Genomic DNA, 25,118 nt, shown 5'->3' on the forward strand with positions numbered 1-25,118 from the left:
AAAATCATTCGTAATGTTATCTTTGCAGCTGGAAAAATTTATTCAATGAAGATTTCATATAACTGGCTCAGACAATTTATTAAAACTAACCGCACTCCTGAAGAAACCGGGGAGTTGCTTACAGATCTGGGCCTTGAAGTAGAAGGTATTCATGAATTTCAAAGTGTCAAAGGAAGTCTTCGCGGGATCATAGTAGGAGAAGTGCTTACCTGCGAACAACATCCCAACGCAGACCGACTCAAGGTCACCAAAGTAGATCTTGGTAACGGGGAACCTGTTCAAATAGTTTGTGGTGCTCCCAATGTAGCTGCAGGACAAAAGGTACCTGTTGCAACCGTTGGCACCACCTTATATGATGATAAAGGTTCGCCATGGGAGATCAAAAAGAGTAAGATCCGTGGAGAAAGCAGTCATGGGATGATCTGTGCAGAAGATGAGCTTGGCCTGGGCCAAAGCCATGAAGGAATTATGGTCCTGGATTCAAATCTCGAAGCCGGTACTCCTGCAGCGAGTTTATTTGAGATCGAAGACGATCATGTTTTCGAGATAGGACTGACTCCTAACAGAGCCGATGCAATGAGCCACTGGGGAGTAGCACGTGATCTCAAAGCAGGATTAATACAACAGGGAGAGCAACAGGAATTGATCACTCCATCGGTGAGCAGTTTTCATGTCGATAGCCGTAGCCGGAAGATTCCGGTGAAAATCACTAAACCTGATTTAGCTCCACGATATACGGGAGTTACCATAACCGGAGTAGAGATCTCTGAATCACCACAATGGCTACAAAATCGTTTAAAGGCTATTGGTATTACTCCCAAAAATAATGTGGTGGATGTCACGAACTATGTGATGCACGAATTAGGACAGCCGCTGCACGCTTTTGATGCCGACAGAATTAGTGGCAATGAGATCATTGTTCAAACGCTACCGACAGGTACAAAGTTTATCACTTTGGATGAAGTTGAAAGAGAACTACATGAAGAAGATCTAATGATCTGTGATGCAGAAAAACCTCTCGCAATTGCGGGAGTATTCGGGGGAATTGGAAGCGGGGTGACTTCCGGAACTACCAGCTTATTTATTGAAAGTGCTTACTTTAATCCGGTGACTGTCCGAAAAACAGCCAAACGCCACGGATTAAACACAGATGCTTCCTTTAGATATGAAAGAGGAATTGATCCTAATATGACAGAATATGCTCTTAAACGGGCGGTCTTGCTAATCCAGGAATTGGCGGGAGGAAGTGTTGCAAGTGATATAGATGATTACTATCCCAGGAAAATAGAAGATTTTCCTGTTTTCCTCACTTTTGAGAAGATCAATTCCCTGGTTGGTCAAAATCTTTCGAAAGAAACAATAAAATCCATTTTAGCCTCTCTGGAAATTAGAGTCAATAATGTTACCGAAACCGGAATGGGTCTTACCATTCCATCTTACCGTGTGGATGTTAAGCGCGAAGCTGATGTCATTGAAGAAATCCTTAGGGTGTATGGCTACAACAATATAGAATTTGGAGATAAGATAAATGCATCTGTCGCTAACTCAACAAGATACGAAGATTACAAACTCCAGAACCTCATTGCCGGACAATTAGTTGGTCAGGGATTCTTTGAAACCATGGCCAACTCCCTTACCTCCCAGGCGTATATAGGGCTAAGTGGACAAATAAAGGAGGAACATGCAGTAAAAATGCTTAATCCCCTAAGCCAGGACCTTTCGGTGCTTAGACAGTCTCTGTTGTTCTCGGGTCTTGAAGCCGTAAGTTATAATTTAAACCGAAAAAGAACAGATCTTAAGTTCTTTGAGTTTGGTAAAACCTATCACAACTACAACGGCGGACGGGAAGAGCAAAAACACCTTTCTGTTTTTCTTTCAGGTAATAAAAGCAGGGAAACATGGACCGGTGAAGTTCAAAAAGGAGGGTTTTTCTACCTCAAAGGAGTGGTTACTTCCATATTAGAAAGACTGGGAATCAATAATCTAAATACTTCACCTGTCAAAAATGATATTTTTTCTGAAGGTATTTCCTTAAGTTATAACCATGCTAAGCTAGTTGAATTTGGAGTTATCAAAAGGAAGATTCTTAAAGATTTCGACATTAATCAGGAAGTGCTTTTTGCTGATTTCAACTGGGACCTGATTGTGGAGACCTCTAAAAATCAACAACAAAAATTTAATGACATTGCTAAGTTTCAGGCAGTAAGAAGGGATTTCGCTCTGTTATTAGACCATAAAATTCAGTTTGAAGAAATTCATGGAATAGCATTCAAAACTGAAAAAAATCTTCTTAGAGATGTAAATCTCTTTGACGTGTATGAAGGTGGTAATCTTCCAGCAGGAAAGAAAAGTTATGCAGTTAGTTTCATTTTGCAGGACGAAAAGAAAACCCTTACCGATAAACAGATCGACAAAATAATGAGCAAACTGCAGCAAAATTTTGAAAAACAACTAGGCGCAGAGCTTAGATAAAAAAAGAGGCTGTCCAAATGAACAGCCTCTTTTTCTACCATAGCAATTAAAAAAATACCAATTCCAATTCATGATGAACTTATAAATAGGTTTTGGAACTTTTTTATTTAGGTAACTTGTCGAAAATGGCATCTACATAGCTTCTTATTTCTTCATCTAGATTGCCAGGCGCCACAAGATCTTCTGCCCTACCTCTCCACACGATTTCATTCGTTCTACGGTTAATAAGGTCAATCACAATAGTACCTTCTTTATAATTAACTTGTTGGATTCCGGTACCAACAATTCTGGGCACAGTGAAATAATTACTATAAGCATAATTTCTGTAATATGGTCCAACATAAAAACCGGGACGATAGTAGCTGTAATTTGTGTATACAGGACTGGCGTTTACTGCCATTTCCTCATCTAGCATTAGGTGATAATATACAAGGAGATCGGGTTCATTACGATCTAACCTGTAATTTAATTCCTGCATATTCTCGTTAATCTCGTCAATCACTATTTCATTGACCTGTACATTATCAAAACGAGAAGTCTGGATGGTATCTTGGTTAGGTAAAAAGGCGTAGCTGTTAAAACTGTTCAGGCTTTTTGCAGTCATTTTATCAGCGTCGACTTTTGGTCCACACCCGGTAAAAAGAATTCCTGCCATTATACTCAGACTTAAAAAGTGTTTTAAAAATTTCATTCTTTAGGGGTTTTTAAAGTTATCACTTATTAAGGTAGGACATATTTGAAGTCTGAAGAGAGACAATTGCAGGTTTAAAACGATTTTAACCAACAATTCTTAAAATTAACATTGTAATACCTTAATATTTACCCAAAAATCAAGGTTTTGCATGTTATATTGTTATTGCCTAATTTTAGCTGCTAAATGAAAAGGAAATGCTGCTAGAGAGAGTAAATCTTAAGAAGGAATTGGAGCTGCTTCGGAAAAAGGAGATGAAAGAACAGAAGATCCTCGAGGAAGTTCAAAAGATCTTACAAAAGGATTTGAATACAGAAGAAGAAATCCTTCAGCGGATTTCTGAAGGTGATTCTGAAGGGAATGGATTAAATGATTTAAAATTTGACCTGCTGGAAAGTGGCAAAATCTTTCACCTTTCCCAGATCAAAAAAATCTGTGTGGATTACCGCCTGCGATTTCTTGACACCCGCTTTTTTAAAGGAGAATTACCTCAGGAAGCTATTTCTGCGGTAAAAGAGCTGGAGGCAAAACATGAGATTGGAATCAAGGGTTTTAAAATGATTGCTCCCGCAAAATTTTTTAGACTGGAGAATGCAGATGATCCTATGCTTTTTGCGCCCCTTGGAAATAATTATTACTACCTTATTCACAAATGGGGAACAGATATACATCCCTTGCGAAGAACCCTTATGTGGCCATTAAGAAGCCTGGAAAACCTGTTGATTTCTTGTTTCTTTTTCAGCTTTCTCTTCACCTTTGGAATTAGAGAAATTTTTTTCTCACAATTCCGAGAAACCTCTCAATTCCTTATTCTGTTTATGTACTCTTTTAAATCTGTAATCGCACTGGTATTCTTCTACGGAATAAGCCTCGGAAAAAACGTAAGCTCGGGAAACTGGAACAGCAAATTCTACAATGCCTAAGCTTAAATGTTAAACTGAGATTAAATACGCCTGAAGTAATCATCCTATTCTTAAATTTATGATGAAATATGATTTTTATGAGCGAAGAAAAAGAATACAAAAGAGTTTATACAGGTAGTGAAGTAAATGTTCAACACCTAAAAAATCTTCTTGAAGAAGAAGGCGTTCAAACCCGTGTGAGAAATGACTTTGATTCGGGCTTAAGAGCCGGTTTTGGAGGCGGATTGCGGGGACAGGTTTTATTGTTCGCTAAATCTGAAGACTATGAGAAGGCACTTCGCCTCACCAAAGAAACTTTCCCCGATAGTGATTAATGAAATGACTGCTGCCCGCCGCAAAAACTACTTCAATCTTTTCCTTGGCATTGCTTTCCTGGGTTATGGAGGTTATCGTATCTATACTTTTATCACAGGTGCAGAATATACAACCTTTAGGATCATAATTGCCCTTGGCTTTATAATTCTGGGAGGTTTCGATCTTTACAAATTTTTTAGAAAAGATGCAGAAGAATAAAAAGGAAAGGTCCCAAAAATATCATTTTTGAGACCTTTCCTTTTTACCTTAACTACTTCTGGTTACCGGGTGTACATTTTCTCCCGTTGTTCTCTAATTTTGGGATCACTCATGTATTCATCAAAAGTCAGGTAACGATCAATCGCTCCGTTTGGAGTTAATTCAATTACTCTGTTCGCTACTGTTTGTGCAAATTCATGGTCGTGAGTTGTAAACATTACAGTACCCTTGAAATTCTTCAGGGAATTATTGAAAGCCGTAATAGATTCCAGGTCCAGGTGGTTGGTAGGCTCATCAAGCATAAGTACATTCGCCCTCATCATCATCATTCGACTTAACATACAGCGCACTTTTTCCCCTCCCGAAAGTACCCGGGATGTTTTTAAAGCTTCTTCCCCGCTAAAGATCATTTTACCTAAAAATCCGCGGATATAAACCTCTTCCCTTTCCTCTTCTGTCTTAGCCCACTGGCGCAACCAGTCCACCAATGTAAGATCATTGTCAAAATATTCAGAATTGTCAAGCGGCAAATAGGACTGATTGGTGGTAATCCCCCAACTAAATTTACCTGAAACCGGTTTTTCTTTTTCATTCAGGATCTCATAGAAAGCGGTTGTAGCCCGTGAATCTTTGGAATAGACTACTACCTTATCTCCTTTAGCGAGGTTAATATTTACATCTTTAAAAAGAGTTTCTCCTTCAATAGAAGCTTCAAGACCTTCTACATTGAGGATCTGATCGCCGGCTTCTCTTTCTCTTTCAAAAATAATGGCAGGATATCTTCTGCTTGATGGTTTTATATCATCAATATTTAGCTTGGCGATCATCTTTTTACGTGATGTTGCCTGTTTTGATTTCGCTACGTTCGCACTAAAACGACGAATGAACTCTTCGAGTTCCTTCTTCTTTTCTTCGGCCTTTTTGTTTTGTTGGGACCGTTGGCGTGCGGCCAATTGGGAGGATTCATACCAGAAAGTGTAGTTACCACTATAATGATTGATTTTTCCGAAGTCAATATCAGAGACATGAGTACACACAGAATCCAGGAAGTGACGGTCGTGGGAAACTACGATAACCGTATTGTCGTAATTTGCCAGGAAATTTTCGAGCCAGGAAATTGTCTCGTAATCCAGGTCGTTTGTTGGCTCATCCATTATTAAAACATCGGGATTCCCAAATAAGGCTTGGGCAAGAAGCACCCTAACCTTAAGTTTATTATCCAAATCCCCCATAAGGGTGTAATGACTTTCTTCCTTTATTCCAAGGTTTGAAAGCAAAGCCGCAGCTTCACTATCGGCATTCCAGCCATTCATCTCTTCAAATTCAACCTGCAGGACTCCTACTCTTTCCCCATCTGCATCACCAAAATCTTCTTTTGCGTAGATCTCGTCCATTTCTTTTTTTATATCATATAGGGGCTTATTGCCCATGATAACCGTCTCCAGGACAGAATACTCATCGTAAAGATTGTGATTTTGCTCGAGTACAGACATCCGTTTCCCGGGTTCCAGATGTACGTGACCCGAAGATGGCTCAGATTTACCGCTTAGAATATTTAAGAAAGTAGATTTTCCGGCACCATTGGCACCTATTATTCCGTAACAGTTGCCTTGTGTAAAAGTGGTATTTACTTCATCAAATAACACTCTTTTTCCAAACTGCACAGAAAGATTTGAAACTGATAACATATAGTCTGTTCTAAATTTTTGCAAAAGTAGCTATTTATGCTTATTCATTAAAAGATTAACTTTTTTAATTCTCTATTTAACGATGAGTTAACATAGGCATTCTAACTCCGCGTATACATTTGTTATCCCTTGTTTTGCCCCCTGGAACTTTGAGAAACAGAAGTTTAAATATTCCTCCCTATGCCTTGCCAGCACTACTAGTGCTGTTCCTCAACCTCATAATGACCGGTTGCAAAAGCTCTGGTGAAAATTTACCCGATTATGCTTACGTGGGTGGAGAGATTCTGAACCCTACTCTTAATTATGTAATCATTAAGTACAGGGGAAAAACTTTGGATACTCTTAAGCTTGACGAGAGGAATAGATTCAGTTATAAAATTGAGAATGCCGAAAATGGTCTCTACATTATTGAGCACAAGCCCGAAACCCAGAATATTTATATTACTCCCGGTGACAGCCTGCTCCTTCGAGCCAATACTTTGGCTTTTGATGAATCCCTGCACTTTAGCGGAAAAGGAAATGCCAAAAATAACTTTATGGCCGAAATGTTCTTGCAGGATGAGAATAATGCCCAGTTCCTACTTAATTTTCATGAGTATGAGCCAAAGGCTTTTCTTCTCAAAGCTGATTCCATCAAAATGGAACGCATGAACAACCTGCAGGAAGTGTCCATAAAAAAGGATTTTCCGGATGAATTTAATGAGTTGGCAGAACAGATCATTTCTTATGAAAACTATGATCTAAAAGAGCGATATACCTACCTGGTTAATAAGTACTATAAAGAATATTCAAAGCAGTTCCCTCCCGGGTTTCATGATTATAGAGAGAATGTAGACTTTAATTCTGCAAATCTTCAATGCAGCCCCGGTTACAAAAGGTTTCTTGAAAATTACCTGATCAACTACTCTCTGTCCTGGTGTGCAGACAGTGGTTTAGATATTTCCGACTGTTATAGTCTTACTAATGCAGAAAATGTCAAATCCCGGTTGCGTAAAGCAGGAGAACTGGTACAGGAGCCAACTATTAGGGAACGTCTTTTAGAAAAAATTGCAGTAAGAGGGATTGTAACAGCAAAAAACCGGGAAGATATTATTTCTATTCTAAAGGAGTTGCAGTCTCAAAATTTAAATGAAGGTAATCTTGAGGAGATGAGGCAACTGGGAACCATTCAGTTGGCATATTTACCGGGCACTTTTCTATTAGATGTGCCATTGATCAACATGGCAGGAGAAATCGTAAAATTGGAGGAGATAATTGATGCACCTACTGTCATTTTCTTATGGTCGGTTTACAATGAGGGACACGAGGAAGAACATGAGTTAATAGACCGGTACAGAAAAAAATACCCCGAAGTGAACTTCATTGGAATCAACCTGGATCTTGCCGAAGAACCGGCCTGGAGAGTAACAGTGAGACAGCATAATTATGATCCTGAAACTGAATTCCAATTAGCCACTACCCAAATTAAGAAAGAATTTTTCTCTTATTTCCTGGATAAAATTCTCTTCCTTGATTCTTCTGGCGAAGTACAAGTAGGAGACATTTACCTTTCTTCTCCCGAATTTGAATCCCGGCTTGTCGCATTTCTTAACCTATAAAAAAGGCTTTTATCCGCAGAAAAAAGGCTTTTATAATGTCATTTTTGAGAACTTAGTTTCCTTTTTTGTGATCTGCAAGAAATTTTTCCAGACCAATATCGGTCAAAGGATGGTTAAGTAAACCTGGGATTGACGAAAGTGGTCCTGTCATCACATCGGCACCAATCTTAGCGCAATCTATTACGTGCATGGTGTGTCTTACAGAGGCAGCCAGGATCTGCGTCTCAAAGCCGTAATTATCATAGATCTGGCGAATCTCCATAATAAGGTTTAAACCGTCTGTGGAGATGTCATCTAGTCTTCCAATGAACGGAGAGACATAAGTTGCACCGGCCTTAGCAGCCAATAAGGCCTGTCCTGCCGAAAATACCAATGTACAGTTTGTCTTTATTCCTTTATCACTAAAATATTTTATTGCCTTGATTCCTTCCTTGATCATAGGCACCTTTACAATGATCTGGTCATGAAGAGCAGCAAGCTCCTCTCCCTCTTTTACTATATTGTCAAAATCTGTAGCGATTACTTCAGCACTTACATCTCCGGTAGTGATTTCGCAAATTTTCTTGTAATGTGCGATGATGTTGTCCTTCCCTGTGATACCTTCTTTGGCCATAAGAGAAGGATTGGTAGTTACTCCATCAAGAACTCCCAAATCCTGGGCTTCCTTTATCTGATCAAGATTGGCGGTGTCAATAAAAAATTTCATACTGTGTTGTTATAATGGTTAGAATCTGCCGAAAAAATGCGATTTTTCCGACTCCTGCAAAATTACAATTTATAATGCTTTAAGAGTAGACTCTCATAAATTTTATCGGGTAATATCCTTTTAAGGACAATTGAAAATTTCTGTAATGGCTCCCCTACCTTATAATGTATTTTTGGATTTTTTTCCTGAATGATCCTGTAGATCGAACGGGCCATAAGCTCCGGATCCTTTCCCTGGTCCACATGCTCATTCATGATCTTTAAAGTATTCCCATAAGCCTTTTCATAAGGTGATCCCTTTACAACAGGCGCATGATACCTTCCGGCAGCGATGTTGGTTGCAAAATCCCCGGGAGCAATATTTGTCATCTTGATATTAAAACCCTTAAGTTCCATTCTAAAAGCCTCCGTAGTTAGTTCCAAAGCTCCCTTGGAAGCCGAATAAATTCCGCGATAAGGAAGTCCCATGTATCCGGCGATAGAAGTTACATTAATGACAAGCCCACCGTTATTTTTTCGCATTTCCGGAAGTACTGCTTTGATTACATTAATAGGACCAAAATAGTTGGTATTAAAGGCCTTTTTGATCTCCTCATCCGGAGTTTCTTCAATGGGTCCGGTAATTCCAATTCCGGCATTATTAATAAGGATATCAATTTTTCCTGCGGAAGCAATGACTTCAGCCACGGCAGAGGATATGGTTGCAGGTTTCGTGACATCAAGGGCCACAAGAGGAAATGGAGAATCCTGTTTGTTCGGATTTCGGCTGGTTCCAAAAACGGTGAAATTTTTTGACTGAAGGAATTCGGCTATAGCCTTGCCAATCCCTGAAGATGCTCCTGTAATAAGCACCACTTTTGAAGCTGTTTCTGTCATGCTGCAAAGATGCAATAAATCTGACTTATAGAAACAAAAAATGGCAAGCTACCCACATCACACCGCTACGACCGCTTACCCTTGCTGCGTTCCCGCCCTGGGGGAGTTCAGCAGGAGCTGGTTGTGTGGGACTTGCCGGGGCAAATATACAACCTTTCATACTTTTTGCAAGTATTTTCTAAACCGAATTCTTTAAATTAGCCTGCATAAAAATTTCTGTGAAACATGAAGGTTCATAACATCCTCTTTTTGTTTGCTTTGAGCATCTTTTTCTTTTCCTGCGGAAGTGATCCCGATGATTCGGAAAGCAATTATATCCTTGAAATAGGAGAAAATAAAAAGGAATTTCAGCTGGGAGCAAGCATCCGGGCAAAGGTGAGTGGCGAAAAAGATTCTGTCATTTATTATCTGGGCGACCAGCGATTAGCCAAAACCGTAGGTGAGGAATCTTTGGATTATACCTTTAACAATGAAAAACTTGGTAAATGGAACCTCACCGCCAGGATATACCTTAATGGTGAACATCAGGAAAAGCACCAGGAAATTACCCTTTTTAATGACACTGCTCCCATCTCTTATTCCTACGAGATCATCAATAAGTATCCTCATGCCACAGATGCTTACACGCAAGGCCTGGAATTTTACAACAACACACTCTACGAAAGCACGGGCCACTATGGCAGTTCTTCTCTGCGCCAGGTAGATCTACAAACGGGAGAAGTTCAGAGAAAGATTGATATCCCTTCCAATTATTTTGCCGAAGGAATTACCATCCTCAATGATAATATCTACCAGTTAACCTGGAAGGAAGGCAAAGGCTTCATTTATGATGTGGAAACGTTCGAAAAAACAGGAGAATTTGAGTACGGCGAGAGTGAACAAGGTTGGGGACTGGCAAATGATGGTAGTACAATTTATAAAAGCGACGGAACAGAAAAAATTTGGTTTCTCGATCCCTCGTTGCCCTCAGTGCCCGAAGAAGATTTTATCCAGACAGTGACGAATCGTACTGTTGCAACCCAACTCAATGAACTGGAATGGGTTGATGGAAAGATCTACGCCAATACTTATCAAAAAGATGGGGTAGCTATTATTAATCCTGAAAACGGCGCGATTGAAGGAGTAATTAATTTCTCGGGCCTTCGGGATCAACTGGGAAATACTGCCGATCTTGATCCCGTGAATGATGTTCTCAACGGCATCGCCTACAACAAAGAAACCGGAAAACTTTATGTAACAGGGAAAGACTGGGATACACTTTTTGAAGTAAAAATTGTTGAAAAATAGAATGGTAGTACCTGCAGAAACATATACGCACCAAAGAACAGTCGCACAAGAAGATCTTGACGACCTCCACCACGTGAATAATGTTCGTTACGTACAGTGGATACAGGATATTGCCAAAGAACACTGGGAAGTTCGAGCTTCAGCCCAGCTTAAGAATGAATTTATCTGGGTTGTCATCCGGCATGAGATCGATTACAAAAAGCAGGCATTTCTTGGAGATGACATTCTTATAGAAACTTTTGTTGGGGAGACGACTTTTGTGACGTCAGAAAGGTTTGTAAATATTAAGAATGCTGAAACAGGTGAAATTCTTGTGGCAGCGAAATCGATGTGGTGCCTCCTTGACGCAGATTCCAAACGGCCTACGAAGATCACAGAAGAACTTCGCACCGTCTTCCATAAAACATGAAAAAGCTTATCGGCTTCATTCTTGTATTGTTGCTGGTGCTGTGGAGCTCCTGCCGCAGTGATTTTGAAGCTGAAGAGTTTACCGGGAATCTTGAATTTTCACGCGACACAGTTTTCCTCGACACCGTTTTTAGCAACCTCACCACTACTACTTATTCTTTAAAGGTTTACAATCGTTCCGGTGAGGATGTTTTCATACCTGAAATTTCTCTGGCAGCAGGGGAAAATTCTCTCTACAGGTTAAATGTAGATGGACTACCGGGAAATTATTTTGAAAATATTGAAATTCTCGCCCGGGACAGTATTTTTATATTCATAGAAACAACTATGCCTTCTGAAGACCTTCAGGAATCTGAATTCCTTTACACCGATAAACTGCAATTTAAATCAAAAATAAATGTTCAGGAAGTTCCTCTGGTTACACTGGTAAAGGATGCTGTTCTTTTATTTCCTCCAAAGAACGCGCAGGGAATTCCCGGGAAAATTGAATTCGACACGAATGGAGACGGCGAACCAAATTTAGTCACAGGATTTTATTTACCTGAAGATCACCTCCAGCTTACCCGAACTAAACCTTATGTAATTTACAGTTATGCTGTCGTACCTGAGGGAAAAACTTTAACCATCGACCCCGGCGCCCGAATCTATTTTCACGCTGACAGCGGCATTCTTGTTTCTAAGAATGCTTCAATCCAGGTCAAAGGTGCGCCCAGTACAGATCCTGAAAAAATGGAAAATCAGGTGATATTCCAGGGAGACAGGCTACAGAGTATCTATAAAGATATTCCGGGTCAATGGGGAGCGATCTGGCTCCAGAAGGGGAGTAAAAATCACCTTTTTGAGCATGTTACCATACGAAATGCAAGCGTGGGGATACTGGCTGAAGAAACTACCGACTCCCCTCCTATTCGGTTTAAAAATGTGGAGATCTACAACTCGGCCGTTTCAGGATTAAGAGCTGAAAAAGCAAATATTACCGCTGAAAATCTCGTGATCAACAACAGCGGAAATGCTTCTCTTCACCTCAACGGCGGAAATCACCTATATAAACACGTGAGTATCGCTAACTACTGGCAGCAAAGTTTTAGAATTTCCCCAGCCGTTTTTATGTCTAATACTTTGGAAGAAAGACCTGCTCCACTTCAGGTAAAATTCTTCAATTCCATCATCTTCGGAAACGAAAGCAGGGAATTAGGTCTTGAAATAGACGGAAACGTTCCGGTAGAAATATTTTTTTCTCATACCCTGCTAAAGTTTTTGGATGAAGAAACTGAAGGTAAATGGTATGACTTCAGCAATAATGATATCTACAACAAGGTCGGGTTAAATGAAGACCCCTTATTTGTAGCACCAAAGGAGAATAATTTGCAGCTGCAATTAAATTCCGCAGCAATGGACAAAGGCGATCCCAACATTGCTAAACAAGTTCCGCAGGATCTTTTGGGTAGAGATCGTGCTCAAAATCCGGATCTGGGAGCCTATGAATTTGTGGAAATTAAGGAATAAAAAAAGCTGCCCGAAAATCCCATTTTTGAGACCTTAGGCAGCAGTTTTTATAGAGACTAGATCGCTAGCGCTGCTAGAAACAAGAACCAGGACTTTTTGCTACATCTGGAATAACGGTCTTCCCTGCATTAGGTCAATTACATCTTCTCTTACAGCATTTAATTTATCGTCATCTTGAAAGTTTGTAATCACGCGATCAATAAGATCAACTATGGTATCCATATCGTCTTCTTTAAGTCCACGAGTAGTAACGGCAGGAGTTCCAATTCTAATTCCGGAAGTAACAAAAGGCGATTTATCATCAAAAGGCACCATATTTTTATTTACGGTAATATCGGCTTTTCCAAGAGCCTCTTCAGCTTCTTTTCCGGAGATATTTTTATTCCGCAGGTCAATAAGCATCATGTGATTATCTGTTCCGCCCGAGATTACCTGGTAGTCTTTTTTTACAAAAGCTTCGGCCATTCTTTTTGCATTCTTTTTCACCTGCACTGTATAGTGAAGAAATTCATCTGTAAGCGCTTCTCCAAAAGCTACTGCTTTAGCGGCAATAATGTGCTCAAGTGGACCACCCTGATTTCCGGGGAAAACTCCGCTGTTGAGTAAGGCAGACATTTTCTTTGGACTTCCATTTTTCAAAGTCTCTCCAAAAGGATTGTCAAAATCTTTTCCCATCATAATAATTCCACCGCGAGGTCCGCGAAGGGTTTTATGGGTAGTCGAAGAAACTACATGGCAATGAGGAATTGGATCGCTAAGCAGACCTTTGGCGATTAGACCGGCAGGATGAGCGATATCGGCAAACAGGATCGCACCAATACTATCGGCTATTTCCCGAAAACGTTTATAATCTATTTCTCGTGAATAGGCGGAAGCACCGGCAATGATCATCTTTGGTTGCTCCTTTTCAGCAATTCTTTGTACCTCATCATAATCTATAAGTCCGGTTTCTTTGTCTACTCCGTAGAATACAGGCTCATAAAGTCTTCCGGAGAAGTTTACCGGGGAGCCGTGAGTTAAATGGCCGCCGTGAGAAAGATCGAATCCAAGGAATTTGTCACCGGGTTTCATACAGGCGTGGAATACGGCTGTATTTGCCTGGGATCCCGAATGAGGTTGCACGTTGGCATATTCGGCGTTGAACAATTCTTTTAACCTTTCAATAGCAAGATTCTCTACTTCATCTACCACTTCACAACCACCATAATATCTTTTTCCGGGATAACCTTCGGCATATTTATTAGTGAGCACAGAACCCGCTGCTTCCAGCACTTGTTCACTTACAAAATTTTCACTTGCAATTAACTCTAAACCATTTAGTTGCCTTTCTTTTTCTGCCTTTATTAAATCGAATAATTCGCTATCCCTTTGCATATGCTTTTTTTACGTTAAATAATACTCAAAAATAGCAAATACATTCGGTTCTTAGTAAGAAAATAATATATTTGGTTCGAATTGATTTTAACAAAATACCAACATTTATTATGTCCATTACAGCTAACGACCCTACACGAAAAACATGGCTGGAAGTACCCGAAAATTCCGATTTTCCCATTCAAAATATTCCCTTTGGTGTCTTTCTTACCCGGGATGATATTATTACCATAGGAACCCGCATTGGAGATACTGCCATTGACCTGGGAGCCCTTCACCAGCTAGGCTATTTTGAAGGAATTCCATTGACCGATGATATTTTTCTTCAGGACACCCTGAACGATTTTATTTCTGACGGAAAAAAAACCTGGAGACTGGTAAGAAACCGTATCGCAGATATTTTCGATAAAAATAACGGTAAACTAAGGGATCATGAAGAACACAGAAAAGTGGTTCTTTTCGGCCTAGATGAGATTGAAATGCAGTTACCTGTACAAGTAGGTGATTATACAGACTTTTATTCGAGCAAAGAACACGCAACCAACGTGGGAAGCATGTTTAGAGATCCCGAAAATGCCCTGCTTCCAAACTGGCTTCACATTCCTGTGGGCTACCACGGAAGGAGCTCATCAATTATTCCCAGCGGAATTCCCGTTCACCGGCCTAAAGGACAAACAAAACCTAAAGATGCAGATCAGCCGGTTTTTGGACCTTCAAAAAGAGTGGATTTCGAACTTGAAATGGCTTTTATTACAACAGATGCAAATCACCTGGGAGAACCTATTCCTATTGATGAAGCCGAAGATTACATTTTTGGACTCGTACTTTTTAATGACTGGAGTGCCAGGGATATCCAAACCTGGGAATATGTGCCTTTGGGACCTTTCCTGGCTAAGAATTTTGCGTCTTCAATTTCACCATGGATCGTGACTTTGGATGCACTGGAACCATTCAGAATAGAAAGTCCAAAGCCGGAAGTAGAACTGCTCCCTTACCTGCAGTCCAGCGGAAAGAAAAGTTTCGATATTGAACTTGAGGTTTTTATTCAACCCGAAAATGGAGAGGAAACAAAGGTCTCGCAATCTAATTTTAAGCACATGTACTGGAATATGAGTCAGCAGCTGGCTCATCATACAGTAAATGGGTGTCCGGTAATATCAGGAGATATGATGGGTTCAGGAACCATTTCGGGACCTACACCCGATTCTTATGGTTCTATGCTGGAACTTTCCTGGAAAGGTGAAAAACCGGTGAAACTGAATGACGGTACCACCCGTACTTTTATTGAGGATAATGATACAGTTACTATGCGTGGTTTCTGTAAAAGAGAAAATTACAGAATAGGGTTTGGAGAAGTAAGCACAAAGTTACTCCCTGTTTTTGAACCCAAAAAGAAATAAGAAATTAAAAAATTGAAAAAGAGCCGCAAAATTTGCGGCTCTTCCTTTTTAATTTGGAGGTGAGATAAGATTATCTACGTTCTTCTCTTCCTTTTTGACCTTCATTACTTCGGTCCCGGTTCATATCTCTCTCTCTGTTGGCATCCTCCTGTTTTTGCTTATCACGGTCACCTGCAGCTTGTTGAGCAGGATTTCTTCTTTCTTCTTCCTGGCGCCTTTGTTTGTCCTGGCGATCTCTGTTCTGATCTTCTCTTCTCTCTTCCATAATACAAATTTTTAGAATTAAATTTATTCTTAAATATACCCAGTTAACCAATACCTAAGTATTTGATTATAATACTTTTAACTCTTTTTCAGAAGATTAACTTAACTTCAGGAAAATTAACTAAATATGCTCCTTCACATTTTCAAGTTCAATAGACTGGTGCGAGGCGTGATGAACAACTTTCCTGTCCTTGAGAATAATCATCTGCGGACTTTCATGCCTGACTCCAAAGCGACTTGCAACTTCGTTAGATATGCCCCGGTTGGCTAAAAGATCAAGAAAATAAAGTCTTACCTCCTTATCCTTTGGCAGGTCGTATTCTCTTTCAAATTTCTTCAGCACCATTTTACTTATTCCGCAACTGGTGGAATGTTTAAAAATTACTATCGGCTGTTTTTCAGATTCCTTTTCAATCTCTTCCAGCTGGTTACTTTCGGTAAGGGCATGCCATGGCACCTCCTCTATCTCTTTTTTAACTATATCCCGTTCACTTTTAAAAACCTTATCAAATAATCCCATTTCGTAATTCTTTAGTTACACATTTCTTGAACTATGTAAAATAGTAAATTCATTTGACCTTTTCCCTATTAAGACTAAAGTTTAGTATCTTTATAAGAGACAAAAAGTCATCATTTTACTCTTCTTATCAGCCAATTTGTCTGCTGTCTGGTGCTGGTACATGCTTTGCTTAACTTCAGAAAAAAGGATTAAAGATCTTACTATGAACTTAAATAATTTTACTATAAAAAGTCAGGAGGCCATACAACAGGCCCAGCAACTGGCTCAGGAATTGGGGCATCAGCAAATAGAGAACGAGCATATATTTAAAGCTGTTACTCTTGTTGATGAGAATGTGACTCCCTTTCTTCTGAAAAAGCTCAATATTAATGTTGGCCTATTCCAGCAAATCCTTGATAAAACGCTTCAGAGTTTTCCGAAGGTAAGCGGCGGAGACATTATGCTTTCCCGCGAATCTTCCAGAACCCTGAATGAAGCATCTTCAGTAGCCAAAAAAATGGGCGATGAATATGTATCTGTAGAGCATCTCATTTTAGCCATTTTTGGATCTTCCAGTAAAGTTTCGCAGATCCTGAAAGACCAGGGTGCGACCGAGAAAGGTTTAAAAGCAGCGATTCAGGAACTTAGAAAAGGAGAAAATGTAACCTCCCAAAGTGCCGAGGAAACCTATAATTCCCTGAACAAATACGCAAATCACCTCAACAAACTGGCTGAAGAAGGAAAGCTGGACCCGGTAATAGGAAGGGATGAAGAAATTCGAAGGGTATTGCAAATACTTTCCCGAAGAACAAAAAACAACCCAATGCTGGTAGGAGAACCCGGCGTAGGTAAAACAGCTATCGCCGAAGGCCTCGCCCACCGGATTATTGCAGGTGATATTCCGGAGAATCTTAGAGATAAGCAGATCTATTCCCTTGACATGGGAGCTTTGATCGCCGGTGCAAAATACAAAGGTGAATTTGAGGAAAGACTTAAAGCGGTAATTAAGGAAGTTACTTCCAGTGAAGGTAATATTGTACTGTTCATTGACGAGATCCACACCCTTGTTGGTGCCGGTGGTGGACAGGGAGCCATGGATGCAGCGAACATTCTTAAACCCGCTCTTGCCCGCGGAGAATTACGGGCTATTGGAGCTACAACCCTTGATGAATACCAAAAATATTTTGAAAAGGATAAAGCCCTGGAGCGACGTTTTCAGAAAATTATAGTAGATGAACCCGATACCGAAAGTGCCATTTCTATCCTCCGCGGTATCAAAGAAAAGTATGAGACTCATCACAAAGTACGTATTAAGGATGAAGCAATCATCTCGGCAGTTGAGTTGTCTCAGCGATACATTACTAATCGTTTCTTACCCGATAAGGCCATTGATCTAATGGATGAAGCAGCTTCCAGGCTACGTATGGAGATCAACTCCAAACCCGAAGAGCTCGATGTGCTGGATCGTAAGATCATGCAGCTGGAAATTGAAATGGAGGCCATCAAGCGGGAGAATGATGAAACCAAGTTGAAATCTCTTCGGGCAGATCTCGCCAACTATAAAGATGAGCGAAACGAGCTGCACGCCCAGTGGAAAAACGAGAAAGACGTTGTGGACAACATTCAGACCACGAAGTCCAAGATTGAAGAATACAAACTCGAAGCCGAACGTGCAGAGAGAGAAGGCAACTATGGAAAAGTAGCCGAGTTGCGATATGGAAAGATTAAGGAAGAGCAGGAAAAACTTGCAGAACTTCAAAAACAGCTGGAAGAGAATCAGCAGGGGAAATCGCTGATCAAAGAGGAAGTTACAAATGAGGACATTGCTGAAGTTGTTGCAAAATGGACCGGAATTCCGGTAACCAAAATGCTGCAGACCGAGCGGGAAAAACTCCTGAAACTGGAAGACGAACTTCACCGCAGAGTTGTAGGACAGGATGAAGCCATACAGGCGGTGAGTGATGCGGTGCGCAGAAGCCGTGCCGGCTTACAGGATCAGAAAAAACCCATTGGTTCCTTCCTGTTCCTTGGTACTACCGGTGTCGGTAAGACTGAACTCGCCAAAGCCCTGGCAGATTATCTCTTCAATGACGAGAGTGCGATGACCAGGATAGACATGAGTGAGTACCAGGAACGTCATGCTGTAAGCAGGCTCGTTGGTGCACCTCCGGGGTATGTTGGATATGATGAAGGAGGGCAATTAACTGAAGCCGTGAGAAGAAAGCCGTATTCTGTTATTCTCCTTGATGAGATCGAAAAAGCTCATCCCGATACTTTTAATATTCTTTTGCAGGTTCTTGATGAAGGAAGGTTGACCGATAATAAAGGTCGTCTAGCCGATTTCAAAAACACAATCATTATAATGACCTCCAACATGGGCTCTCATATTATCCAGGAGAAATTTGAGACAGGGAAAGATATGGATACTGCCATGGAAAGTGCCAAAGTGGAGGTGCTGGCTCTTTTAAAACAAAGCGTTCGTCCTGAATTCATTAACCGGATAGACGATATCGTAATGTTTACGCCCCTTACAAGGAAAGACATTAAAGAAATTGTTGGTCTTCAGCTTAAAGGAGTAACAAAAATGCTGGCGAAGCAGGGAATCACTTTAGACGCAACTCAGGAGGCTATTGCCGATCTTGCTGAAAAAGGATTTGATCCACAATATGGGGCAAGACCCGTTAAACGAACTATTCAAAAAGCAGTTTTGAACAAGCTTTCTAAAGAGATCCTAAGCGGAAATATTCATACAGATAGTATAATTCTGTTGGACTCCTTCAATGATGAACTGGTCTTTAGAAACCAGGAAGAAATTGTACAATAAGATCAAATAGTTATTAGAGGCTGTCTAAAAAATAATAAAATCGTCATTCTGAATTTATTTCAGAATCTATTAAATCTGTTTTTCAGATCTTTTTTGAACCTGAAACAAGTTCAGGTTGACGTAAATAGAATTTTTTAGAAAGCCTCTTTTTATTTTAAAGGTCACTTCACAGATTAAGTCTTGGGTCCTGGTTATTGTATTGAAGCAAACTCAAACCAATTTACCACCGGTCTATTTCCTGTTTAAGTTGTTCTTTGGTTCGGCCGGTCTTTTCCTGTAACCGTCCTATCATTTCATCAAATTTTCCTTCCCGGTAGGTAGTATCATCATCGGTGAGATCACCGTATTTTTGTTTAAACTCACCTCTTATTTGTTTCCACTTTCCTTCTAATTGATCATCATTCATAATTTTGGTTTTTATGGTTTCATTTGAAATTACAAAAAACATGACCCAACAACTTTAAAAATCTCATATTTTGCTCTTAAGATTTTGTTATTTTTATCGCCATGAAAAAAGTTCTTCTTCTTGTATTTTTAGCTTCAGCCCTTGTAGGTTGCAAGAGTTCCAGAGTGGGTGACACTTCAAATGTCCAGGTGAGATTTCTTGACGATTACAATATAACTGATGGACTTGAAATAAAAGACACGGAAGTTGGCGGACTTTCGGGCATTGACTATCATGAAGGAACCTATTATATGGTAAGTGATCATCCCTCCAATCCTCGCATTTACCTGGCTACCATAGAAATTTCTGAAGAGAAAATAGATTCAGTAGTAATTTCCGATGTAATACTTCTTGATAAGAAGCATAAAAGCCTGAAGGACCAGCACCTTGACCTTGAAAGTATCCTGTTTGAACCTGAAGACGAAAATTTTCTTTTAAGCAGTGAAGGGAATATCAACAACAACAAAGATCCCATGCTCTTTAGGGTGTCAAAAATGGGAGATTTTGTAACCTCTTTTGCCGTACCCGAAAATCTATTGGCTGAAAGCATAAAGAAACCCCGGAACAATGGAACTCTTGAAGGTCTTACCGAATCTTATGACGGGAAAGGTGTCTGGGCCGCAATGGAGCTCCCCCTGGAAACCGATGGTCCTAAACCAAAACTGTACCCTACAAAATCTCCGGTAAGGATTACACATTTTGATAAAGAAACTCAAACTGCAACAAAGCAGTTTCCATATAGATTAGACCGTATAGCGAAGATCCCCTGGTTATATTTCGCTGTTAATGGGGTGACCGATCTACTGGAATACGCACCGGACAAGTTCCTGGTATTGGAAAGAGGATTTTCTGCAGGTCATGGCCAAAAAGGAAATACAGTGAGAATATTTGATGTAGATGCGACTCTTGCCACAAATACACTGGACATAAATAACTTAAGAGTTTCCTTCAACAATCCGGCAAAGAAAACCCTGCTTTACGATTTCAAATGGGCAAAAAAATTTCTTAGTCAGGAGATAATAGACAATATTGAAGGGATTACTTTTGGACCCACCCTCCCTAACGGCAACCAAAGTCTTATTTTAATTTCAGATAACAATTTTAACTCCATGGGACAGCAATTGAACCAGGTCATCTTAATGGAATACATTCCAAAAAAATAGAACTATGGAAACCTTTATAATTTTTCTTATTTCCTTTTTATCTTTAGGTTCAATTGATCAGGCAAATGAACAGCCGGTGCAAGAGACCACGACATACTATTTTGTAAGACATGCCGAAAAGGATGAAAGTGATCCCAAAAATAAGGATCCGAAGCTTTCTGCTGAAGGCCAAAAGAGAGTTCAGGAATGGATTGAAATATTTAAGGATGTCCAATTTGACCTGATTTTATCTACCAATTATGAAAGGACCCGCACAACAGCTTCTGGAATCGCAGCATCTCAGGAAAAAGAAGTGCAGTTCTACGATCCCCGAAAATTATATGATCAGGATTTTCAGAAGAAAACTGAAGGGCAAACTGTTCTGGTAGTTGGACACAGCAATACTAATCCTTCTTTTGTAAATATGATCCTTGGAAGCGAAAAGCATCAGGCTTTAGATGAGAAAGAATACGGAAGCCTGTTCAAAGTAATGATTTCTCCCACCGGGGAAAAAACTTCTGAAGTTGAATACCATAATAATTAGGTAGTCAAAAAAGGCAAAATTCGATTCAAATTCTGCAATGTTACCAGATGGATATGATCAGTACTAACATCCTGATATAGTTTCCTATTTATTTTCTAAGATAATTCGGTTTAGAAGCTAATCCTGAACTTCAACATTCAGAATTTCATTTTCTATTTGGGAGACCTTTGTTAATTCCCCTTTTTGGAACATTTCATCCAGATTTTTCAACGGAGTAGAGTGCTCATCGGTCTTATAGTTTTCATAATCGACAAACCTTATCCCTTCCACATATCGTGGATTCACAGCTTTCCTGAATCTTATTCCGCCTTCGTTAACAAAAAAGCGATAGGCAAGATAATCAATGGTTAAATCTTCTTTATTCACCCAATACATATAGATGTCTTCATGATCTGCTCCCCCACCTTCCTGCTTAAAAGTGACTTTAATTTCATGATATACCTGATCCCCGATGGTGTCCTGCCCAACAAGTTCTTTTATAACGGCGTCATCATTTAAACCGAAAGGTAACTGCACGAAATAATGAACGGAGTTTACACTTTCAGCATAGATTCCCGAAAGAGAATCAGATAGAGTTACCTGTTCTTCTCCTGTATAGCGTTTAAAACCTTCGTTGTTTAATACATCGTAGTAAGTAGTTCCCGTAGAGTCGGTGAGGTTTCGTGTAAATTCATAAAGGCCCTTATCTCTTGAGCTGGTATATTTGTAATTTCTGAAGATGAATTCAATCTCTGCTTTTTCATAATTTTCTCCTCCGGCTTTTTCAATAGCTTCAGAAATGATCTTATCGGCTTCAGAAGCTGAAGGTTCATCATTACAGGAAATCAAAGCGGCAAAAAATAGAAGTAAAAAGCACTTTTTCATATTGGGGACTTATAAAGCAACAAAAATACCGATTCCATTTTTGAAACTGAAATTATAAAGACTCTTTTAAGAATTCCACAAAAACAGTGCTAATTCGCTAAAGCTTATTATTTTTGTTAATATGAAGAACGACATCAACATCAAAAACCGAAAAGCAAAATTTGAATATGAGATCCTGGACAAATATATTGCCGGGATCAAGTTGGCCGGTACAGAGATTAAGGCTATCAGGGAAGGAAAAGCTTCTATAGCCGAGAGTTTTTGTGAGTTCTCCAATAATGAACTGTTTGTGATCAACATGACTGTTCAGGAATATTCTCATGCCACCTATTTTAATCACGATCCCAAACATGCACGAAAACTTCTTCTTAATAGAAAAGAATTAAAGAAGCTGGAAAAAGAAGTGAAAAATTCTGGACTTACTATTGTTCCGCTCCGGCTGTTCATCAATGACCGCGGACTTGCGAAACTGCAAATCGCCCTTGCAAAAGGAAAGAAGATGTACGATAAGAGGGAGGTGATCAAGGAACGGGAAAGCAAAAGACGTTTGGACCGTATCCAGAAGGATTACCGCTAATTATTTTATTGGTAATTTTCCGGTAAATTATGTTTCTATGAAGGGCAAATTTCCATTGCTTACTTTACTCCTTTTTGTATTCCAGGCTACTTTTTCTCAGGTTAAAGGAACGGTAACAGATACTCTAGACCAGCCACTTCCATATGTAAACATTTATACCGAGGACGGGGAAATTGGTACTACAACCAATGAGGAGGGCATCTATGAATTAAAGCTAACTCAGCCGGGAACTTACAAGCTGGTTTTCCAATTTTTGGGCTATGAACCGGAAAGAAAGCAGATCACGGTCAAAGATTTCCCCTACACTCTTGATGTATCGCTGGTTTCAACCACAACAAGTCTTGATGAAGTAACCGTAATTGCTGGTGAAAATCCTGCAAACAAGATCATGCGAAACGCTATTGCCGCCCGGCAACGGAACCTCGAGAAGATTCAAAAATATACCGCAGATTTCTACTCCCGTGGTTTATGGAGAGTTGAGAATGTCCCTGAAAAGATATTGGGTCAGGAAATTGGCGATTTGGATGGCAGTCTCGACTCCACCCGTAGCGGAATTATTTACCTGAGTGAAACTATTTCTGAAATCAGCTATCGTGCTCCCAATGATTTTAAGGAAAACATTACAGCTTCCAAAGTGAGTGGAAATGACAATGGCTTTAGCCTTAATTCTGCACAGGAATCTAATTTCAACTTTTACAAAAACACTGTAGATATAAATGCCAAAATAGTTTCTCCGCTGGCCGATTATGCTTTCAATTATTATAATTATCACTTGGATGGAATATTTTACACAGATACCGGGCAGCTCATTAACAAGATCGAAGTGGAGCCAAAAAGACCAAAAGACAATGTCTTCTCGGGTTTCATCTATATTGTAGAAGACCTTTGGCAAATTTATGGTGTGGAATTGCAAACTACCGGGGAGGCCATACAAGTCCCCCTTATAGAAGAACTTGACTTCACTCAAAATTTTAAATTTTCTGAAGAAAACAACTTCTGGATCAAGATCTCACAAACGGTGGATTTCAGTTTTGCGATGTTTGGAATTACGGGAGACGGTAGATTCACCGCCGTTTACAGCGACTACAATTTTGATCCAGATTTCGATAACACTTTTTCAAGCGAGGTTCTGTCTTTTGCGCCCGCTGCAAACAAAAAAGATTCTCTCTACTGGCAAAAGGTAAGGCCGGTACCGTTAACTGCTGAGGAGGTTGAGGATTACGTTCGCAAAGACAGCATTCAGGATTTAAGGAGTTCCGAGAAATATCTTGACTCTGTAGATGCAGTAAGTAACAAATTTAAAATCCCCGACCTTTTATTTGGTTACAGTTACAGTAATTCTTACCAAAAAGAATACTTCAATATAAGTTCCCCGTTATTAGGTGTTCATTTTAATACTGTCCAGGGCTATAGTCCCACCGTAAAGATCAGCTTTAGAAAAAATGAGGATGATCTTCAGGGAGAATACTGGCGGCTTTTTTCTGAATTCAATTACGGCTTCAGTGATGAACGGCTCAGGGTTAGCGGTGGCTTTCAGAAGAAATTCAACAACATTTCCAAACCTGTACTTACTGTTTCTGGTGGAGTTGAAACTGCTCAGATCAATGACACACAGCCAATTTCAGAGATGATCAACAGTATTAGCAGCCTCTGGTTTGAAAGAAATTATTTAAAACTTTATGAGCGAAAGTTTGCTGAAATAGCATACGAACAGGAAGTTTTGAATGGGTTCGGACTCTATTCAAGTCTGGCTTTTGAAGAACGTTCACCACTTTACAATACTACTTCACAATCTTTCATTGATGTGGATGACAGGAGCTACACTTCCAATAACCCTTTACAACCTGATAATTTTGGATCGGCACCCTTTAAGGAGCATAACATTTTCAGGCTCAATCTTAGCGGAAGATTCAATTTTGGGCAAAAATATATGAGTTTTCCAAATGCTAAGTATAACATCCCCTCCAACAAATATCCCACGCTCTTTATCACTTATGAAAAAGGATTGGGAGCCTCTATTGAACAATACAATTTTGACCAGATTCGTGCTGCCCTGCGCCAAAATGTGGAGCTGGGAAATAAAGGGACTTTTAGTTACAATATTAAAGGGGGAACTTTTTTTAATTCTGAAGGAATTTCTTTCCTGGATTATAAACATTTCCATGGAAATCAAACCCGCATTGGCAACGGCAACTACCTGAACCAGTTTCATCTCCTGCCTTACTATGCCTTAAGCACCAGCAATAATTATTTTGAAGCACATATGGAGCAGGATTTTCAAGGATGGATCCTTGGAAAAATTCCCGGAATCAACCAATTAAACTACAACCTTATCTTAGGCGCTCATTTTCTTTCTACAGAAAACAATGAACCTTATTCCGAATATTCTGTAGGTCTGGATAACTTGGGCTTTGGAAAATACCGGCTGTTACGGCTGGATTACGTAATTTCAAATTTTGGCGAACAGCGAAATGGAGCCTTTATTTTTGGGCTGAAGTTCCTGGGGATTCTGGAATAG

23 protein-coding genes and 1 other RNA gene are annotated in these 25,118 nt (G+C 39.9%); 14 read left to right on the forward strand and 10 right to left on the reverse strand.

What is annotated here, in order from left to right:
* Nucleotides 1–45 precede the first annotated feature (45 nt).
* Nucleotides 46–2,472: a phenylalanine--tRNA ligase subunit beta gene (pheT, locus tag H148_RS0109670; RefSeq protein ID WP_029034618.1), complete on the forward strand. Its 2,427-nt coding sequence runs from the start codon at nt 46–48 to the stop codon at nt 2,470–2,472.
* Nucleotides 2,473–2,575: 103 nt separating this feature from the next.
* Here pheT and H148_RS0109675 read toward each other — a convergent pair whose 3' ends face one another.
* Nucleotides 2,576–3,163, reverse strand: coding sequence for a DUF4136 domain-containing protein (locus H148_RS0109675; RefSeq protein WP_029034619.1), 588 nt, complete (start codon nt 3,161–3,163; stop codon nt 2,576–2,578).
* 197 nt (nt 3,164–3,360) lie between these two features.
* Here H148_RS0109675 and H148_RS0109680 point away from each other — a divergent pair, with 197 nt between their 5' ends.
* The 3 genes from H148_RS0109680 to H148_RS0109690 all read left to right on the forward strand — a co-directional run bounded on the left by H148_RS0109680 (nt 3,361) and on the right by H148_RS0109690 (nt 4,599).
* Entirely contained in the window at nt 3,361–4,086 is a 726-nt protein-coding gene (locus H148_RS0109680) for a hypothetical protein (protein ID WP_029034620.1), read from the forward strand.
* Nucleotides 4,087–4,163: 77 nt separating this feature from the next.
* On the forward strand, nt 4,164–4,400 hold the full coding sequence (locus H148_RS0109685; RefSeq protein WP_029034621.1) for a putative signal transducing protein: 237 nt from the start codon (nt 4,164–4,166) through the stop codon (nt 4,398–4,400).
* Nucleotides 4,351–4,599, forward strand: coding sequence for a hypothetical protein (locus tag H148_RS0109690; protein ID WP_245583414.1), 249 nt, complete (start codon nt 4,351–4,353; stop codon nt 4,597–4,599). Before H148_RS0109685 ends, H148_RS0109690 begins: the two co-directional genes overlap by 50 nt.
* Nucleotides 4,600–4,661: 62 nt before the next feature.
* Here H148_RS0109690 and H148_RS0109695 read toward each other — a convergent pair whose 3' ends face one another.
* The gene (locus tag H148_RS0109695) at nt 4,662–6,287 is read right to left on the reverse strand and encodes an ABC-F family ATP-binding cassette domain-containing protein (protein WP_029034623.1); all 1,626 of its coding nucleotides are present in this window, start codon (nt 6,285–6,287) and stop codon (nt 4,662–4,664) included.
* A gap of 185 nt (nt 6,288–6,472) precedes the next feature.
* Between H148_RS0109695 and H148_RS0109700 the strand changes: the two genes are divergently transcribed.
* Nucleotides 6,473–7,885: a TlpA family protein disulfide reductase gene (locus tag H148_RS0109700; protein ID WP_156877239.1), complete on the forward strand. Its 1,413-nt coding sequence runs from the start codon at nt 6,473–6,475 to the stop codon at nt 7,883–7,885.
* A gap of 52 nt (nt 7,886–7,937) precedes the next feature.
* On the opposite strand, the gene fsa is transcribed toward H148_RS0109700, so the two are convergent.
* The 3 genes from fsa to ffs all read right to left on the reverse strand — a co-directional run bounded on the left by fsa (nt 7,938) and on the right by ffs (nt 9,604).
* Complete coding sequence (gene fsa / locus H148_RS0109705) at nt 7,938–8,591, reverse strand: fructose-6-phosphate aldolase (RefSeq protein WP_029034625.1); 654 nt, start codon at nt 8,589–8,591, stop codon at nt 7,938–7,940.
* Between the two features lie 62 nt (nt 8,592–8,653).
* Nucleotides 8,654–9,466: an SDR family oxidoreductase gene (locus tag H148_RS0109710; protein ID WP_037324992.1), complete on the reverse strand. Its 813-nt coding sequence runs from the start codon at nt 9,464–9,466 to the stop codon at nt 8,654–8,656.
* Between the two features lie 38 nt (nt 9,467–9,504).
* Nucleotides 9,505–9,604, reverse strand: an RNA gene (gene ffs / locus H148_RS18500) — signal recognition particle sRNA small type.
* Between the two features lie 87 nt (nt 9,605–9,691).
* On the opposite strand from ffs, the gene H148_RS0109715 reads away from it, so the two are divergent.
* The 3 genes from H148_RS0109715 to H148_RS0109725 are packed head-to-tail and all read left to right on the forward strand — an operon-like array spanning nt 9,692 to nt 12,667.
* Nucleotides 9,692–10,753, forward strand: coding sequence for a glutaminyl-peptide cyclotransferase (locus H148_RS0109715; protein WP_029034627.1), 1,062 nt, complete (start codon nt 9,692–9,694; stop codon nt 10,751–10,753).
* 1 nt (nt 10,754) lies between these two features.
* Nucleotides 10,755–11,162, forward strand: coding sequence for an acyl-CoA thioesterase (locus tag H148_RS0109720; RefSeq protein WP_029034628.1), 408 nt, complete (start codon nt 10,755–10,757; stop codon nt 11,160–11,162).
* Complete coding sequence (locus H148_RS0109725) at nt 11,159–12,667, forward strand: hypothetical protein (protein WP_029034629.1); 1,509 nt, start codon at nt 11,159–11,161, stop codon at nt 12,665–12,667. Before H148_RS0109720 ends, H148_RS0109725 begins: the two co-directional genes overlap by 4 nt.
* Nucleotides 12,668–12,766: 99 nt before the next feature.
* Here H148_RS0109725 and glyA read toward each other — a convergent pair whose 3' ends face one another.
* The gene (gene glyA / locus H148_RS0109730; protein ID WP_029034630.1) at nt 12,767–14,041 is read right to left on the reverse strand and encodes a serine hydroxymethyltransferase; all 1,275 of its coding nucleotides are present in this window, start codon (nt 14,039–14,041) and stop codon (nt 12,767–12,769) included.
* 110 nt (nt 14,042–14,151) lie between these two features.
* Between glyA and fahA the strand changes: the two genes are divergently transcribed.
* Nucleotides 14,152–15,441: a fumarylacetoacetase gene (gene fahA, locus H148_RS0109735; RefSeq protein WP_029034631.1), complete on the forward strand. Its 1,290-nt coding sequence runs from the start codon at nt 14,152–14,154 to the stop codon at nt 15,439–15,441.
* Nucleotides 15,442–15,511: 70 nt separating this feature from the next.
* On the opposite strand, the gene H148_RS0109740 is transcribed toward fahA, so the two are convergent.
* Together H148_RS0109740 and ytxJ are read right to left on the reverse strand one after the other, a co-directional pair.
* Complete coding sequence (locus H148_RS0109740; protein ID WP_029034632.1) at nt 15,512–15,706, reverse strand: hypothetical protein; 195 nt, start codon at nt 15,704–15,706, stop codon at nt 15,512–15,514.
* Between the two features lie 120 nt (nt 15,707–15,826).
* Nucleotides 15,827–16,225 carry a bacillithiol system redox-active protein YtxJ gene (ytxJ, locus tag H148_RS0109745; RefSeq protein ID WP_029034633.1) on the reverse strand — a complete coding sequence of 133 codons (399 nt, stop codon included), beginning with the start codon at nt 16,223–16,225 and terminating at the stop codon, nt 15,827–15,829.
* 202 nt (nt 16,226–16,427) lie between these two features.
* Between ytxJ and clpB the strand changes: the two genes are divergently transcribed.
* On the forward strand, nt 16,428–19,028 hold the full coding sequence (gene clpB / locus H148_RS0109750; protein WP_029034634.1) for an ATP-dependent chaperone ClpB: 2,601 nt from the start codon (nt 16,428–16,430) through the stop codon (nt 19,026–19,028).
* Nucleotides 19,029–19,248: 220 nt separating this feature from the next.
* Here clpB and H148_RS0109755 read toward each other — a convergent pair whose 3' ends face one another.
* Entirely contained in the window at nt 19,249–19,434 is a 186-nt protein-coding gene (locus H148_RS0109755; protein ID WP_029034635.1) for a CsbD family protein, read from the reverse strand.
* A gap of 101 nt (nt 19,435–19,535) precedes the next feature.
* Here H148_RS0109755 and H148_RS0109760 point away from each other — a divergent pair, with 101 nt between their 5' ends.
* Together H148_RS0109760 and H148_RS0109765 are read left to right on the forward strand one after the other, a co-directional pair.
* Nucleotides 19,536–20,636 carry an esterase-like activity of phytase family protein gene (locus H148_RS0109760; RefSeq protein WP_029034636.1) on the forward strand — a complete coding sequence of 367 codons (1,101 nt, stop codon included), beginning with the start codon at nt 19,536–19,538 and terminating at the stop codon, nt 20,634–20,636.
* A 4-nt stretch (nt 20,637–20,640) separates the two neighbouring features.
* Nucleotides 20,641–21,159 carry a SixA phosphatase family protein gene (locus tag H148_RS0109765; RefSeq protein ID WP_029034637.1) on the forward strand — a complete coding sequence of 173 codons (519 nt, stop codon included), beginning with the start codon at nt 20,641–20,643 and terminating at the stop codon, nt 21,157–21,159.
* Nucleotides 21,160–21,276: 117 nt separating this feature from the next.
* On the opposite strand, the gene H148_RS0109770 is transcribed toward H148_RS0109765, so the two are convergent.
* Nucleotides 21,277–22,023, reverse strand: coding sequence for a DUF6503 family protein (locus H148_RS0109770; protein WP_029034638.1), 747 nt, complete (start codon nt 22,021–22,023; stop codon nt 21,277–21,279).
* A 121-nt stretch (nt 22,024–22,144) separates the two neighbouring features.
* Between H148_RS0109770 and smpB the strand changes: the two genes are divergently transcribed.
* Together smpB and H148_RS0109780 are read left to right on the forward strand one after the other, a co-directional pair.
* The gene (gene smpB / locus H148_RS0109775; protein ID WP_029034639.1) at nt 22,145–22,600 is read left to right on the forward strand and encodes an SsrA-binding protein SmpB; all 456 of its coding nucleotides are present in this window, start codon (nt 22,145–22,147) and stop codon (nt 22,598–22,600) included.
* 37 nt (nt 22,601–22,637) lie between these two features.
* Nucleotides 22,638–25,118 carry a DUF5686 and carboxypeptidase regulatory-like domain-containing protein gene (locus H148_RS0109780; RefSeq protein ID WP_029034640.1) on the forward strand — a complete coding sequence of 827 codons (2,481 nt, stop codon included), beginning with the start codon at nt 22,638–22,640 and terminating at the stop codon, nt 25,116–25,118.

The sequence above is a fragment of the Salinimicrobium terrae DSM 17865 genome, from assembly GCF_000424665.1.
GTDB lineage: Bacteria > Bacteroidota > Bacteroidia > Flavobacteriales > Flavobacteriaceae > Salinimicrobium > Salinimicrobium terrae.